Genomic DNA, 14780 nt, shown 5'->3' with positions numbered 1-14780 from the left:
GCTGACCGCCGGAGGGCCCTCCTGCGGGTGCAGGGTGAAGATGGAGTCGAGAGGTGGTAGAGGACTCTCAGGACTCTCAGCGACGGAGAGGGCGGCCGTGGGCGGTCACGACGTGGGCGATGATGCCCGTCGGTGGTTCGATGTGGCGGATGCCGTGCCGCTGCTGCTCGACGCGCGGGGTGTGGTGACCAGCTGGACCAGGGACGCCGAGCGGCTGTTCGGTTATACGGCCGCGGAGGCGGTGGGCAAGGATCTGGCCGGGCTGCTGACCGTCGGGGACGCCGCGCGGGTGCCGGACGTACTGGAGCTGTGCCGTCGGTCCGGCGGGTGGGCCGGACTGCTGTCGGCCCGCCGCAAGGACCAGCATCCGGTGCCGGTGATGGCGCGGATCACGTCGGCGGACGAGCCCGGCGGGCCGGGGCGCTGGCTGGTCCTGGTGAACGAGATGGGCGAAGCCCACGGCTGGAGCATGAGCCGCTCCGTGCTGGAGCAGATGGTCGCCGGTTCGCCGATCGGTATCGCGATCGTGGACACGGACCTGCGGTTCGTGTGGTCGAACGCGACCTTGGCCCAGTTCGGCGGCGGCGCGCCCGAGAGCCGGCTGGGGCTGCGGCTGGCGGACGTCCAGCCGGGCTTCGACGCGGACGCGGTCGAGGCACGGATGCGGCAGGTGCTGGAGACCGGCGAGCCCGTCGTCGGCTACGAGCACGTCGGGCGCCTGCGGGCCGCGCCGTTCCGGGAGACGGCACACATGCTGTCGTTCACCCGCCTCGACGACGACCGCCGCCGGCCGATGGGCGTCTACTACACGGTCGTGGACATCACCGACCGGCACCGCGCACGGCAGCGCCTCGCCCTCCTGGACCGGGCCGGCCGGCACATCGGCCGCAGCCTGGACATCGCCCGGACCGCGCAGGAGCTCGCCGACGTGGTGGTGCCGGGTTTCGCCGACGCCGTAGCCGTGGATCTGCTGGAGTCGGTGCTGCGGGGTGCCGAGCCCGTGGTGGGGCGGGCCGAGGGGCCGGACGGGTCCGTGGAGCTGCGCCGGGCGGGGCTGCGGTCGGCGGGCGGTGGTACGGGCGCCGGCGCCGATGTCGTCGTGTCCCATCCGGCCGGGTCACCCGCGGCACGCTGTCTGGTCACCGGGCGGGCCTGGCGCGCGGACCGGCTCGGGCCGGAAGCCGCGGAGTGGAGTCCCGACCTGCCCCCGGTGGGCACCGGGGCGGGGCCGCCCAGCGTGCTGGTCGTGCCCGTGCGGGCGCGCGGCGCCATCCTGGGCGTGACCACGTTCCTGCGCCGTTCCACGCAGGAGCCCTTCGACGAGGACGATGTGACGCTGGCCGAGGATCTCGTCTCGCGCGCCGCCGTCTGCGTGGACAACGCCCGCCGCTACACCCGCGAGCGCGACGCGGCGCTGGTGCTCCAGCGCAGTCTGCTCCCGCACCGGCTGCCCGAGCAGGAGGCGGTCGAGGTGGCCGCCTGCTACCGGCCGGCCGACGTACTGACGGGTCTCGGCGGCGACTGGTACGACCTCATCCCGCTGTCGGGAGCCCGGGTGGCCCTCGTCGTGGGCGAGGTGCAGGGGCACGGCATCGACGCCGCCGCGGCCATGGGGCGGCTGCGCACCGCCGTCCGCACCCTGGCCGCCCTGGAGCTGCCGCCCGACGAGGTCCTCGCCCACCTCGACGACCTGGTGTCCCGCACGGCCCAGGAGGACGAAGGAGGATCGGAGGACGGCGACGGGGAGCCGGCGCGGGCCGTGGGGGCCGGGTGTCTCTATGTGGTGTACGACCCCGTGGACGGGCGGTGTGCCATGGCCGCCGCCGGACATCCCGCCCCGGCGGTCGTCCTGCCCGACGGCACGATCACGTTCGTCGACCTGCCGCAGGGGCCGCCGCTCGGGGCGGGCGGACCGCCGTTCGAGTCGGCCGAGCTGCTGCTGCCGGAGGGCAGCACGCTGGCGCTGCACACGGACGGGTTGCTGTCCCAGGGTGATCAGTGGACGCCGGACGCCGGACGGGAGCGGCTGGTGCGGGCGCTGGCGGCGAGGACGGACTCCCTCGAGCTGCGCTGCCGGACGGTGATCGACGTGCTGGTCCCGGACCGCCCGCACGACGACGTGGCCCTGCTGATGGCCCGCACGCGTCGGCTGCCCCCGGACCGGGTCGCGCAGTGGGAGCTGCCCGCCGATCCGGCCGCGGTCGCCGAGGCCCGCAAGGCCGCGGCCCGCCGGCTCGCGGAGTGGGACCTGGCGGAGCTGTCGTTCACCACCGAGCTGGTCGTCAGCGAGCTGGTCACCAACGCCATCCGGTACGCCAGCGGCCCGATCCGGCTGCGCCTGATCCGCGAGCGCACCCTGGTCTGCGAGGTCCACGACGGCGGTGCCACGACCCCGCACGTGCGCCATCCCCGCACCACCGACGAGGGCGGCCGCGGTCTGCTGCTGGTCTCGCAGGTCACGCGGCGCTGGGGCACGCGTTTCGTCCCCGACGGCAAGATCATCTGGGCCGAGCAGTCACTCACCGACCCCGGCGTCTGACGGAGCTTCCGCAGCACAGCGTACGAACATGGCGCAGTGCCGGCAGACGGGGCGCGGCCATGGACGACTCGGCGATCGACTACACGGCGGTGTTCCAGGCCCTGCCCAGGCACTGGACGCCTGGGCCGCTACGCCCACGTCGTGGACGGCGCCGGGTCCGCGACGCGGCAATCCCCGGCCCCCGTGCGGCAGCAGCTCCAGCAGGACGGCGTCGGCGAGTTCCTCCGGGGCGGCGTCCCGGTGCCGGGTGGGGGAGTCGGCGAGGCGGGCGAGGCCGGTGTCCTCGCGCCGCCGTCCCACCAGGCCGTCGGTGTACAGGGTCAGCAGCGAGCCCGAGGTGTAGGCGGTGACCGCCTGCGGCCGGGGGGCGGGGCGGGCGTCGAACGGGGGGACCGATCCAGGAACTCCACGCGGCCGTCGGGGTGCACCAGGCGCGACCGACGACACGTCCCTGGTCATCGTCCGGCGGTGAGAGCCGACAGCGGGGTGCGGCACGGCTCGTGACGTCGCCGCGCGCGGGTTCCGGCCGCACCGGGCCCCGCCTAGACTTGCACCCCACACCATGCCGGTTGACCTGCTGGAACACGGCGGTTGAGCCGATCCGCCGGATTGAGGAGCCACCCGTTGTTCTACTACCTCCTGAAATACGTGGTGCTGGGACCGCTGCTGCGCCTGGTGTTCCGGCCCCGCATCGAGGGACTCGAACATGTGCCGGCGTCGGGAGCGGCGATCATCGCGGGCAACCACCTGTCCTTCTCCGACCACTTCCTGATGCCGGCGATCCTCAAGCGGCGCATCACGTTCCTGGCGAAGGCCGAGTACTTCACGGGCCCCGGCGTCAAGGGCCGGCTGACCGCGGCCTTCTTCCGCAGCGCGGGGCAGATCCCGGTCGACCGCTCCGGCAAGGACGCGGGCCAGGCCGCCATCCGTGAGGGCCTCGGCGTGCTGAGCGGGGACGACTTGCTCGGCATCTACCCGGAGGGCACGCGCTCGCACGACGGCCGCCTCTACAAGGGCAAGGTCGGCGTCGCGGTGATGGCCCTGCGGGCCGGGGTGCCCGTCGTGCCCTGCGCGATGATCGGCACCTTCGAGGCCCAGCCGCCCGGCAAGAAGATCCCGAACATCCACCCCGTGACGATCCGCTTCGGCGAGCCCCTCGACTTCTCCCGCTACGCCGGCATGGAAGGGGAGAAGGCGGTCCTGCGCGCGATCACCGACGAGATCATGTACGCGATCCTGACGCTGTCGGGACAGGAGTACGTCGACCGGTACGCGGCCGAGGTGAAGGCGGAGGAAGCGGCGGCGGCGAAGGAGAAGGCGCGCAGGTTCCCCCGGCTGCCGAGGCGTTGACGCCGGACGGACGGTAGGGCGGCACAGCGGTACGGGTGAGGGGCGGCCGGGATGATCCGGCCGCCCCTCACTGTCGTGTCAGCCGCTGCTCACGGCTTGGGCGTGGCGTGCGGGGCGCAGGTCACGTCCGCGGTGTCCAGCTTGCCCGTGAGGAGGTAGGTGTCCACCCGGGTGTTGATGCAGGAGTTGGCCAGGCTGGTGACGCCGTGGGAGCCGGCGTCCGTCTCGGTGATCAGGCGTGAGCCCTTGAAGCGCTCGTGCAGTTCGACGGCGCCCTCGTAGGGCGTGGCCGCGTCCCGCTCGGACTGCACGATGAGCACGGGAGGCAGGTTCTTGTGGCTCTTGACGTTCACCGGCGTCTGCTGCTTGACCGGCCAGGTGGCGCACGGCAGGTTCATCCAGGCGTTGGCCCAGGTCATGAACGGGTGGTCCTTGTGCAGACGCGTGTTGTCGCGGTCCCACCTGGTCCAACTGGTGGGCCACTTGGCGTCGGCGCACTCGACGGCCGTGTAGACGGCGTTGCCGTTCTCCGAACTTGCGTTGCCTGCCGTGTCCGACAGGTCGGGGGCGGCGGCGTCGATGAGGGCCTGGGTGTCACCGGCGACGTACTTGCTGAAGACGGTGGCGACCGGCACCCACGAGGAGTCGTAGTAAGGGGCGCTCTGGAAGAAGGAGATCAGCTCGGCGGGGCCGACGACGCCGCCGAGGGGGTTCTTCTTGGCGGTGGCGCGCAGGTCGAGCCACTTGGCCTGGACGGCGGCGCGGGTGGTGCCGAGGTGGAAGGTGGCGTCGTTGGCGGCGACCCAGTCCTGCCAGTCCTTCCAGCGGCCCTCGAAGGCGACGTCCTGGTCGAGGTTGGCCTGGTACCAGATCTTCTCGCGCGAGGGGTTCACCACGCTGTCGACGACCATCCGGCGCACGTGCCCCGGGAACAGGGTGCCGTAGACGGCGCCGAGGTAGGTGCCGTAGGAGACGCCGAGGAAGTTCAGCTTCTTCTCGCCGAGGGCGGCCCGGACGACGTCGAGGTCGCGCACGGTGTTCGGCGTGGTCATGTACGGCAGCATGTCGCCGCTGCGCTCGTAGCAGCCCTCGGCGTACTCGCGGGCGAGCTTGCGCTGGGCGCGCTTGTCGGCCTCGGTGTCCGGGACCGGGTCGGCCTTGGGCGCCTTGACGAACTCCTGCGGGTCGACGCAGGAGATGGGCGCGGAGTGGCCGACACCGCGCGGGTCGAAGCCCACGAAGTCGTAGGCCTTGGCGATGTTGGCCCAGACGGGGGCCTTGGTGGTGACCCGGCGCGGGAAGCGCAGGCCGGAGCCGCCGGGGCCGCCGGGGTTGTAGACGAGGGCGCCCTGGCGCTCCTCCTCGGTGCCGGTGTTGCCGATGCGGTCGACGGCGATCCGGATCTGCTTGCCGTTGGGCTTGGCGTAGTCGAGCGGCACGGTCACATAGCCGCACTGGATGGGCTTCTCCAGCCCCCAGTCGGCCGGACAGTCCTGCCAGTCGATGCCGGCCTTCGCGGCCCGCTCGGCGGCGATCGCGGCGCCGCGCATCTCGCGGTCCTGCCCCGACCGGTCGCTGGTCGCGCTCGCGGTCGGTGCCATGACGGCGCCGGCGACCAGCGTCGCGGCGACGAGTGCGCCGGCCGAGCCGAGCGCCGCCGTCCGTCTGGTCGGTCGTATGTCCCTCAAGTGGGCCCTCCCCGTATCTCAGTTCGTCGGTTTCAGAACGTCAGTACGGGGATCCTTGCTGCTGTGAGGTGCCTGAGAACAGGTGTCGTTGACCTTCTTTGCCAATCCGATAACCGGAGAAGCGGGTCCCGCTCACCGGATGAACGGCGGGGTCAGCTCAGGGACTTGAGGGCCTCGTCCAGAACACGCCGCAGCCGCAGGCCGTCCGGCGCGACCGCGGTGACCAGGGCGGCGGGCCCGGCCAGCGGCACGAGCGTGGCGCTCTCGCCCAGCATCCGGGCGGTGACGGGCCCGTCGGTGAACTCCGGCCGTACGACGACGATCTGTCCGACGGCGCGATGTCCCGCGAGGACGGCGGGGCCGTCCCAGCCGCCGGGAGCGCCCGGCCCGCTGCTGAGTTCCTGGTCGAGGACGGCGCGCCCGCCGACCCGGACGACCAGCCGGCTGGTGAGGCGGCCGGGTTCCTCGCCCGCCCGGCCGAGCACCTGCTCCTCGCGCAGGACGAGCCGGGCGCCGGGGGCGAGGTCGGCGCGGGTGGTGACGTACAGGTCGCTGCCCCGTGCGGAGATCAACTGCTCGGGCAGCCAGTGCAGTTCGCCACCGTCGGCGACGTCGAGGCGTACGGCGTAGTGGGCCTCGTCCTTGACCTGGCCGGGCAGGGCGATGGTGGCGGCGGCCGAGCCGACGCGCAGCCGGGCGCCGCTCCCGACGTCGGCCTCGACGGCGAAGCGGTCGCCGCCGAGGGGCCCGCTCATCGCGCCGACCAGCATGACGCGGGCCTCGCCGGCGTCACCGCGGGTCCGCCGCAGTGCGAGCGGCCCGTCGCTCTCCAGCACGGGCAGGGCGGTGCCCCCGCGGCCGTCCTCGCGCGCCCGGATCCGCGCGGTGGCGTGCACACCGCTCATGTCACGCCGTCCACGCGGCGAGTTGCTCCCGCACCCACGCGGCGACTTCCCGGACCCCGTCCTCACTCCTCAACGACTGGAACACGACGGGCAGTTCGGCGCGCTGCGCCTTGGCGTCGGCGGCCATCCGGGCGAGGTCGGAGCCGACGTACGGCGCGAGGTCGGTCTTGTTGACGACGAGCAGGTCGGCGGTGGTGACGCCGGGACCGCCCTTGCGGGGGATGTCGTCCCCGCCGGCGACGTCGATGACGAAGATCTGCGCGTCCACGAGGCCCTTGGAGAAGGTGGCGGTGAGGTTGTCCCCACCGGACTCGACGAGCACCAGATCCAGCGGCCCGGCCTCGTCCTCCAGGTCCTCCACCGCTTCGAGGTTGGCGGAGATGTCGTCCCGGATGGCGGTGTGCGGACAGGCCCCTGTCTCGACGGCCGTGATCCGCTCGGGCGGCAGCACGGCCTCCCGCAACAGGAACTCGGCGTCCTCACGGGTGTAGATGTCGTTGGTGACGACAGCCAGCGAGAACTCATCACGCAACGCCCGACAGAGCGCGGCGACGGTCGCCGTCTTTCCGGACCCCACGGGCCCCCCGAGCCCCAGCCGAAGAGCCCGACGAGCCCCATCGGCCCGACGAGCGTCGGCACTGACGGCGGCGGGCCCGTGATGGGAATGATCAAGATGCATGACGACTCCTTTGTGACTGACTCGGCATTTCCAGCCCGTCCGGCGTTCGAGGACGAGGCCGTGCAGGCCGAAAGGGGGGTCCGGGGGCGCAGCCCCCGGGACGGGACGGGAAGGGGCGGCGGGGGCGAAACCCCCTCATGAAGCGAACAACCGCACCCCCCACCCCGCATGCGCCTCCGCCCCGATCTCCAACAACGGCGCGGACGCGGAAGGCAGCACACCGACGCCCTCCCCCAGCACCCCCACCCCTGCGACGACAGCCCGATCGGCGACCCGGTCCACCTCCGGAGCGACCCGCGCCAGCACGGCCGTAGCCTCGAACGGATCCAGGCTCAGCAGCCGCACCACCGCAGATGCCGACCCGCTCACACTCTCGTACGCCGCGCAGTACGCCGCGTCCGGAGCTCCGAGCCCGGCCGCACGGGCCGTCAGCCCGAGCACCACCGGCTGATGCGCCCCCTTGGGGAACTCCCGGGCCAGGGCGTCCAGTTCGGCACTCGGCCAGGTGGCCCGCGCCGCCCGCATCAGCTGTCGTCCGAGCCGGCGCGCGGCCACCCGCAGCGCGGGCGACGGCGTCCGCGCGTCGGCGGCGGCGTCCAGTTCGACCGGATCGGCGCCGGCCGCCGCGGCAGCGGCCAGCGCCGCCGCCACGAGTCCGGCCGTGTGCAGCCGGCCCCGGCAGAAGTCCTCCAGGCTCGCCGCGTCGGTGATCCGCCCCGCCTTGACGGCCTCCTCCGCCCCGCCGGAGTGTGCGTGCCCGCCGGCGGGGAAGCGGCCGTCGGCCAGGACGAGAAGCGCCGCCCTGCTCATCGGAAACTCACCGGAAGACTCACCGTACGGCTCATCGGACGGCCCATCAGAAGAGGAAGTAGCGCTGGGCCATGGGCAGTTCCGCCGCCGGTGTCGCCTCGACCAGCTCGCCGTCGATGCGCACGGCGAAGCTGTCGGGGTCGACCTCGACCCGCGGGCGGGCGTCGTTCTCCCGCATGTCGGCCTTGGTCACGGCTCGTGTGGAGTCGATGGCGAGGAACTTCTTGCCGAGCTGGAGGCGTTGCGGGAGCCCGTCCTCGATCGCCAACGGCGCGACGAAGTTGAACGAGTTGGCGGCCGGTGCCCGCCCGATCGCCCCGAACATGGGACGCGGCAGGATCGGCTGCGGGGTGGGGATGGACGCGTTGGCGTCGCCCATCTGCGCGTACGCGATCTGTCCGCCCTTGATGACGAGGTGCGGCTTGACGCCGAAGAACGCCGGTTCCCACAGGACGAGGTCGGCGAGCTTGCCGGTCTCGACGGAGCCGATCTCCCTCGCCAGGCCCTGCGCGAGCGCGGGGTTGATCGTGTACTTGGCGATGTAACGGCGCACGCGGTGATTGTCGGCGCTGCCGTCCCCGGGCAGTGCGCCCCGGCGTCGCTTCATCACATGCGCCGTCTGCCAGGTCCGCAGGATCACCTCGCCGACCCGGCCCATCGCCTGGGCGTCGGAGGAGATGATCGAGATGGCGCCGAGGTCGTGGAGGATGTCCTCCGCGCCGATCGTGGAGGGCCGGATCCGGGACTCGGCGAAGGCGAGGTCCTCCGGCACCGCCGGGTTCAGGTGGTGGCACACCATCAGCATGTCGAGGTGTTCCTCGGCGGTGTTGACGGTGTACGGCCGGGTCGGGTTCGTCGAACTCGGCAGCACGTGCGGCTGGGAGACGACGGTCATGATGTCGGGCGCGTGCCCGCCGCCCGCGCCCTCGGTGTGGTACGCGTGGATGCCCCGCCCGGCGATCGCCGCGAGGGTGTCGCCGACGAACCCTGCCTCGTTCAGCGTGTCCGTGTGGATGGCGACCTGGATGCCGGTCCGGTCGGCGACCGTGAGGGAGGCGTCGATGACGGCCGGGGTGGAGCCCCAGTCCTCGTGCAGCTTCAGACCCAGTGCGCCGCCCCGGATCTGGGAGAGCATCGCCTCGTGCGAGACGGTGTTGCCCTTGCCGAGGAAGCCGATGTTGAGCGGGTACTGCTCCATCGCCTCCATCATGCGGGCCAGGTGCCAGGGGCCGGGCGTGACGGTCGTCGCCTTCGAGCCCTCGGCCGGTCCGGTGCCGCCGCCGACCAGGGTGGTCACGCCCGAGGACAGCGCCTCGTCGGCGATCTGGGGGCAGATGAAGTGGACGTGCGCGTCGACCGCGCCGGCCGTGAGGATCCGTCCGTTGCCGGCGATGACCTCGGTCTCCGGCCCGATCACCAGGTCCGGGTGGACGCCGTCCATGGTGTCCGGGTTGCCGGCCTTGCCGATGCCGGTGACGCGGCCGTCGCGGATGCCGACGTCGGCCTTGACGATTCCCCAGTGGTCGACGATGACGGCACCGGTGATCACGGTGTCCGGGGTGCCCTCCGCGCGGGTGGCGCGGGCCTGGCCCATCGACTCGCGGATGACCTTGCCGCCGCCGAACACGGCCTCGTCCCCGGCGAGACCGGGCCCGCCGGAGCGGTCCTCCTCGATCTCGATGAGCAGATCGGTGTCGGCGAGCCGGATGCGGTCCCCGGTGGTCGGGCCGAACAGGTCGGCGTACGCGGCACGCGAGATCTCAGGCATCGAGGGCACCTCCGGTCTCCCCGCGGAGTCCGGGCACGATCCGGGCGCCGGCGAGCGGTACGAGTTCGATGTCGACGGGGATCCCGGGTTCGAAGCGGACGGCGGTGCCGGCGGCGACGTTCAGCCGCTTGCCGCGCGCGGCGGCGCGGTCGAACTCCAGTCCGGGGTTGGCCTCGGCGAAGTGGTAGTGGGAGCCGACCTGGACGGGCCGGTCGGCGGCGTTGAGGACGGTGAGCCGGGTGACCTCGCGTCCCGCGTTGTAGACGATCGGGCCCGAGGCGAACAGGAACTCTCCGGGAATCATCGACGCCCCCCTCAGACGATCGGGTCGTGGACGGTGACGAGCTTGGTGCCGTCCGGGAAGGTCGCCTCGACCTGGACGTCGTGGATCATCTCGGGGATGCCCTCCATGACGTCGTCGCGAGTGAGCAGCTTGCGGCCGGAGGCCATCAGCTCGGCGACGGTACGGCCGTCCCGCGCGCCCTCCAGGATGTGCGCCGTGATGAGGGCGACGGCCTCGGGGTGGTTGAGCCTGAGCCCACGGGCCCGGCGCTTCTCGGCGACGTCGGCCGCCACATGGATCAGCAGCCTCTCCTGCTCGTGCGGGGTCAGTTGCACGTCCCACCTCACATCCTCGCTCCGGACCGTGCGGGGCCCGGTTTGCCGCGGCCATCCGGCAAAGTGCCTGGTGGCGTGGAGGGGCAGGCTAGTTGGACCGCATTTCGACGACGTTAACCCAGCGGTGATCGCGAAGGCTGCGGCTGCTCGCCCGGCACGCTCATCAGGGCGCGCAGGCCGTCACGCAGGATGTCGACGGGGGCCGGGCCGAAGAGAGCCTGCTGGGCCAGGAAGCCCATGACGACGGCGATCATCGTCCGGGCCACGTGGTCCGGGGGGATGTCCGCGCGCATCCGGCCGGCTTCCTGGTGGTTCTCGACGATCCGCCCCCAGGCCGCGCGCACCGCGTCGTAGCCCTCGCGCAGGACGGCCGCCAGTTCGGCGTTGCGCGGGATCTCCGACCATGCCTGGACGACGAGGCGCGGGAAGGCGGGCGCGCCATCGAGGATCAGGGTGGCGCGGGTGGCGAGGGTGCGGCCGAGGACCGAGGCCACCAGGAGGTCGAGGGGCGGCGGCGGGCTCTGCCGGGCGGCCTCCTCGAAGGCCGCCCGGACCCCGCCGAGCACCTCGGAGACGATCGCGGCGATCAGTTCCTCCTTGCCGCTGAAGTAGCGGTACACCGCTCCGGCCGAGAGGTCGGCCTCCTTCAGCACGTCCTGCATGGACGTGGCGTGGAAGCCGTTGCGGGCGAAGCAGAGCGCGGCGGCGTCGAGGATCTGCCGGCGGCGGGCGTCGAGGTGGGCCTGGGATACGCGTGCCATGACTCCCAAGCTAAAACGAACGTTCCTTCTTGACAAGTCCCGCTCGCGCGGCGCACGGTGGTGGCCCATCTAAAACGAACGATCCTTCTTTATGCCTGGCCCTCCGGAGGAACCCCATGTCCACCGCTTCCGCCCCCGCCCCCAGGGGCCCCGCCCTGCGCGCGATCGCGGTCGTCGTCCTCGTCCCGCTTCTCGCCGCGCTCGCCCTGTGGGCCTTCGCGTGGCCCGCGGCGCGCACCGCGCCCCGCGACCTCCCGCTCGGCGTGGCCGGTCCGCCCGCCGCCACGGCGGGCATCGAGGAGAAGCTGACGCGACAGGAGGGCGCCTTCGAGATCCACCACTACGCCGACGAGGCCGCCGCCCGCGCCGCCGTCGAGGACCGGACCGTATACGGCGCCGTGGTCGTGACCGCCCGGGGCCCCGAACTGCTGACGGCCTCGGCCGCGAGCCCCGTCGTCGCCCAGTTGTTGCAGCAGGCGGTGACCGGGCAGGCCGCCGCCGACGGGGGTGAGGTGCGGACGGTGGACGTGGTCGCCGCGCCGGCCGCGGATCCCCGCGGCGCGGCGCTCAACGCGAGCGTGCTGCCGCTGGCGATCGCCGGTATCGCGGCGGGCGCGGTGGTGACCCTGCTCGGGCTCCGCGGATTCCGCGCCGCGCTCGCGCTCGTCGGCGCGGCTGCCCTGGTGGGCGTGGTCGCGGCGGCCCTCGCCGACAGCTGGCTCGGCGTGCTCACCGGTGACTGGTGGGCGGAGGCGGCGACCCTCGGACTGTCCACGCTGGCGGTGGGCGCGGCCGTGGCCGGGTGCGCCGCCCTTCTCGGCACGGCGGGCATCGGGGCGATGGCGTTCGTGCTGATGTTCCTCGGCAATCCCTTCTCCGGGGCGGCCTCGGCGCCGCAGATGCTGCCCGAGCCGGTCGGGGCGATCGGCCAGTGGCTGCCGCCGGGCGCGGGGAGCACGCTGCTGCGTTCCGTGGCGTTCTTCGACGGCGCGGCGGCGACCGGCCCGGCCCTGACCCTCACCTGGTGGGCCGTGCTGGGCCTGGGGGCGGTCATGCTGGGCGACGCGCTCGAGAAGCGGCGGAAGGAGGCCGGACCGGCCCCGGAGCGGGAGCCCGCGCTCGTGGGCTGACCCGCACCGCCCTCGCCCCCGCCCCCAGTACGCCACACGGACCGACCGTGCGCCTCCGCCGTAGCGAACGGAGGCGCACGGTCTTTGCGTGTGCCTGGGAGGGCGCCTAGGAGGGATCGGGCCTGCGGTGTTCCGCCGCGATCCCGAACCGCTGCCGTTCACGGGCAGCGGACGCCACCTCCCGGACGGCCGAGACGGAGCTGACCACCTGCTCCCCGGCCGAGGCCTCGAGCGCGTCCAGCGCATCGAGTCGCTCCAGGTCGGCGGCGGAGACGAGGGCGACGAGGGGCTTGCCGTGGCGCGTCACGACGACGCGCTCGCCGCCGTACACCACCCGGTTGATCAGGTCGGCGAGCTCAGCCCTGGCTTGTGTCACCGGAATCTCGTAGGCCATGACCCCATTCTAACGTCACGTACGTCCTGTACATTTTTTACAGACGCCGAAGGAGGGGCTCTCATGACCCGACCGTCCGCCCGCCCCGTGCTGCCCGAGTTCACCGAACGCACGAGCGCGGGACACAGAACGCTGGACCCCTGCGCGAAGCTTCTGGAGGAGCGGATCGTCCTCCTGGGGACGCCGATCGACGACGCGGCGGCGAACGACCTGATGGCCCGGCTCATGTACCTGGAGCACCGCGACCCGGACCGGGACATCTCCCTGTACGTCAACTCCCCCGGCGGCTCGTTCAGCGCCATGTCCGCCGTCTACGACACGCTCCGCCACATCGCCTGCGACGTGGCGACCGTCTGCCTCGGCCGGGCCGGTTCCCCCGCCGCCGTCCTGCTCGCCGCGGGCACACCGGGCAAGCGGTCCGCGCTGCCGGGCGCCCGCGTGGTGCTCCGCCGGCCCGCGCTGCCCGAGCCGGTCGAGGGGCGGACGAGCGACCTGGTCGTCCGGGCCGAGGAGCTGGCCCGCACCCGATCCCGCCTGGAGGAGATGCTCGTACGGCACACCGGGCGTGACCCCCGGCAGGTGAGCGCGGACATCGAGCGGGACCTGATCCTCGACGCGCGGGAGGCCGTGGAGTACGGCCTGGTGGACCGGGTCGCGCCCGGCCGCAGGGTCACCGGCGGCGCGCCGGACGCGAGGTGAGCCGGCGATGCTTCCCGACCTGCCGCCGCTGCCCGCGCTGACCCGCGCCGAGGCCGAACTGATCGACCGTTACCTGGAGGTGGTCGACCTGCTCGGCCGCATCAACCCCGCCCGGCGCGGAGACACCTACGGCGGGCTGCGGGCCGCCCAGGCGCTGGTGAGCCGGGCGACCGCGCTGCGGGACGCGCTGACGCTGATGCATCAGCGGGGCGAGAGCGAACTGCACGCGCCGACGCTCGCGCGGGCGCTGCGCGTGCTCGACGGGGAGCGCCGCACGGCGCGCGTCACGATGCCGCCGCTCTCCGACAGTTGACCCGTGTCCGTCCGGTCCGGACGGTCGGCGCCACGTGCGTGACGTCCGGGCCACGACTCAAACGGACCAAATGGCGTACCCCTGTTCGGAGTACCGGTGGCTGCTTCTCCGACCCCCAGAAGTTGCGCGGAGCGGGGAGGAAGTGGGCGGAATCCAGGGTTCCTGCGCTGGTCGGAGGCCTTGTGGCACCTTGACATCTGATCGAACATCAGGGTGTCCACCCGAACGGGTGAGTGGTGAGTAACCCCACAAATCCCCGGTTCCGTTGGGATTTTCGGACATCGGTGCGCCAAGATCCCTGACTGACGACAAGCCCCCGCCACAAGCGGCGGGGCGGTCCGGGCGGACGCCGAGTCCTGCCGCCGCCCGGATGCCCGAGTCGACAGAAGTGCATCGGCAGGAGTGGAGGACCCGAGCAAGACGGGTCGCCGGACCGGATCGTCCCCGAAAGGGGAGGCGCCGGGCCGAGCAGCCCTTGGGGTGAAGCCGCAGCAGCGGCCGGGCAACTTCGCCAGCCCGAATCCGACAGGTCATCCTTCACAGGCGGCTGACGAAGGGTTGCGCATGACTGCGCTCAATCGTGTCCCGTCGCTCATGGCTCGGGCCGGTACGGCCTCGGCGTTCGCCATCGCCGCCGTGGGCGGCTCGATCGTGGTCCCAGGTGTCGCCTCCGACGCGGCGGCGGCCACGCCGGCGACGAAGGCACTTCAGATCGCGGCCTCCAAGAAGGGCTCCCCGTACCGGTACGGGGCCGCCGGGCCGAACAGGTTCGACTGCTCCGGGCTGACGCTGTACTCGTTCAAGAAGGCGGGCAAGAAGCTGCCGCGCACCGCCGCCCAGCAGTACAACAAGACGCGCCACATCTCCGCAGGCAGCCGCAAGGCCGGGGATCTGGTGTTCTTCCACTCGGGGTCGAACGTCTACCACGTCGGGATCTACGCCGGTAAGGGCAAGATCTGGCACTCCCCGAAGACCGGGGACGTGGTGCGGCTCCAGAAGATCTGGACCAAGAGCGTCTGGTACGGCCGGGTCAAGTGACCTCCCGGGGCGGTGGGGGGGGGCCGCAGCGCCCCCCCCCCCCCCCCCCCCCCAACCGGCCCCCCCCCCGGCGCCCGGCCCCCCCCCG

15 protein-coding genes, 1 pseudogene and 1 riboswitch are annotated in these 14780 nt (G+C 72.7%); of the genes and pseudogenes, 6 read left to right on the top strand and 10 right to left on the bottom strand.

The window, feature by feature from the left end; translation table 11 throughout:
• Positions 1-97: 97 nt before the first annotated feature.
• Positions 98-2539, top strand: a complete 2442-nt coding sequence (locus ACFWJX_RS29490) for a SpoIIE family protein phosphatase (RefSeq protein ID WP_383249083.1) — start codon at positions 98-100, stop codon at positions 2537-2539.
• Between the two features lie 177 nt (positions 2540-2716).
• Here the strand turns inward: ACFWJX_RS29490 and ACFWJX_RS29485 are convergent.
• Positions 2717-2970, bottom strand: a pseudogene (locus tag ACFWJX_RS29485) (SpoIIE family protein phosphatase); the annotation flags it as partial.
• Positions 2971-3163: 193 nt separating this feature from the next.
• Between ACFWJX_RS29485 and ACFWJX_RS29480 the strand changes: the two are divergent.
• Positions 3164-3889, top strand: a complete 726-nt coding sequence (locus ACFWJX_RS29480) for a lysophospholipid acyltransferase family protein (RefSeq protein WP_383249081.1) — start codon at positions 3164-3166, stop codon at positions 3887-3889.
• 89 nt (positions 3890-3978) lie between these two features.
• Here the strand turns inward: ACFWJX_RS29480 and ACFWJX_RS29475 are convergent, their stop codons facing one another.
• The 8 genes from ACFWJX_RS29475 to ACFWJX_RS29440 form a co-directional block, all read right to left on the bottom strand.
• Positions 3979-5577 (bottom strand): alpha/beta hydrolase, encoded by a 1599-nt coding sequence (locus tag ACFWJX_RS29475; protein WP_383249079.1) that lies wholly within the window; start codon positions 5575-5577, stop codon positions 3979-3981.
• A gap of 152 nt (positions 5578-5729) precedes the next feature.
• On the bottom strand, positions 5730-6482 hold the full coding sequence (locus ACFWJX_RS29470) for an urease accessory protein UreD (RefSeq protein WP_383249077.1): 753 nt from the start codon (positions 6480-6482) through the stop codon (positions 5730-5732).
• 1 nt (position 6483) lies between these two features.
• Positions 6484-7161, bottom strand: a complete 678-nt coding sequence (ureG, locus tag ACFWJX_RS29465; RefSeq protein WP_383249075.1) for an urease accessory protein UreG — start codon at positions 7159-7161, stop codon at positions 6484-6486.
• A gap of 135 nt (positions 7162-7296) precedes the next feature.
• Entirely contained in the window at positions 7297-7971 is a 675-nt protein-coding gene (locus ACFWJX_RS29460) for an urease accessory protein UreF (protein WP_383249073.1), read from the bottom strand.
• Between the two features lie 46 nt (positions 7972-8017).
• Positions 8018-9739, bottom strand: a complete 1722-nt coding sequence (locus tag ACFWJX_RS29455) for an urease subunit alpha (protein WP_383249071.1) — start codon at positions 9737-9739, stop codon at positions 8018-8020.
• Positions 9732-10043: an urease subunit beta gene (locus ACFWJX_RS29450; protein WP_383249069.1), complete on the bottom strand. Its 312-nt coding sequence runs from the start codon at positions 10041-10043 to the stop codon at positions 9732-9734. The genes ACFWJX_RS29455 and ACFWJX_RS29450 overlap by 8 nt, the downstream gene beginning before the upstream one ends.
• A gap of 11 nt (positions 10044-10054) precedes the next feature.
• Positions 10055-10357 carry an urease subunit gamma gene (locus ACFWJX_RS29445; RefSeq protein ID WP_067256018.1) on the bottom strand — a complete coding sequence of 101 codons (303 nt, stop codon included), beginning with the start codon at positions 10355-10357 and terminating at the stop codon, positions 10055-10057.
• A 113-nt stretch (positions 10358-10470) separates the two neighbouring features.
• Entirely contained in the window at positions 10471-11118 is a 648-nt protein-coding gene (locus ACFWJX_RS29440) for a TetR/AcrR family transcriptional regulator (RefSeq protein ID WP_383249067.1), read from the bottom strand.
• A 116-nt stretch (positions 11119-11234) separates the two neighbouring features.
• Between ACFWJX_RS29440 and ACFWJX_RS29435 the strand changes: the two genes are divergently transcribed.
• Positions 11235-12248, top strand: coding sequence for an ABC transporter permease (locus ACFWJX_RS29435; RefSeq protein ID WP_383249065.1), 1014 nt, complete (start codon positions 11235-11237; stop codon positions 12246-12248).
• A gap of 106 nt (positions 12249-12354) precedes the next feature.
• Here the strand turns inward: ACFWJX_RS29435 and ACFWJX_RS29430 are convergent, their stop codons facing one another.
• Positions 12355-12642 carry a type II toxin-antitoxin system Phd/YefM family antitoxin gene (locus ACFWJX_RS29430; protein ID WP_383249063.1) on the bottom strand — a complete coding sequence of 96 codons (288 nt, stop codon included), beginning with the start codon at positions 12640-12642 and terminating at the stop codon, positions 12355-12357.
• A 63-nt stretch (positions 12643-12705) separates the two neighbouring features.
• Between ACFWJX_RS29430 and ACFWJX_RS29425 the strand changes: the two genes are divergently transcribed.
• From ACFWJX_RS29425 to ACFWJX_RS29415, 3 genes are all read left to right on the top strand, one after another.
• Positions 12706-13341, top strand: coding sequence for an ATP-dependent Clp protease proteolytic subunit (locus ACFWJX_RS29425; RefSeq protein ID WP_383249061.1), 636 nt, complete (start codon positions 12706-12708; stop codon positions 13339-13341).
• A 7-nt stretch (positions 13342-13348) separates the two neighbouring features.
• Positions 13349-13654: a hypothetical protein gene (locus ACFWJX_RS29420; protein ID WP_383249059.1), complete on the top strand. Its 306-nt coding sequence runs from the start codon at positions 13349-13351 to the stop codon at positions 13652-13654.
• Between the two features lie 416 nt (positions 13655-14070).
• Positions 14071-14215: riboswitch (cyclic di-AMP (ydaO/yuaA leader) on the top strand.
• Positions 14216-14218: 3 nt separating this feature from the next.
• Positions 14219-14692 (top strand): C40 family peptidase, encoded by a 474-nt coding sequence (locus ACFWJX_RS29415; protein WP_383249057.1) that lies wholly within the window; start codon positions 14219-14221, stop codon positions 14690-14692.
• The last annotated feature ends 88 nt before the right edge of the window (positions 14693-14780 follow it).

It is taken from the genome of Streptomyces sp. NPDC058335 (genome assembly GCF_042723915.1).
Lineage (GTDB): Bacteria > Actinomycetota > Actinomycetes > Streptomycetales > Streptomycetaceae > Streptomyces.
The sequence above is the reverse complement of the archived record's forward strand: the minus strand, read 5'-3'. Positions and strand labels throughout refer to the sequence as shown.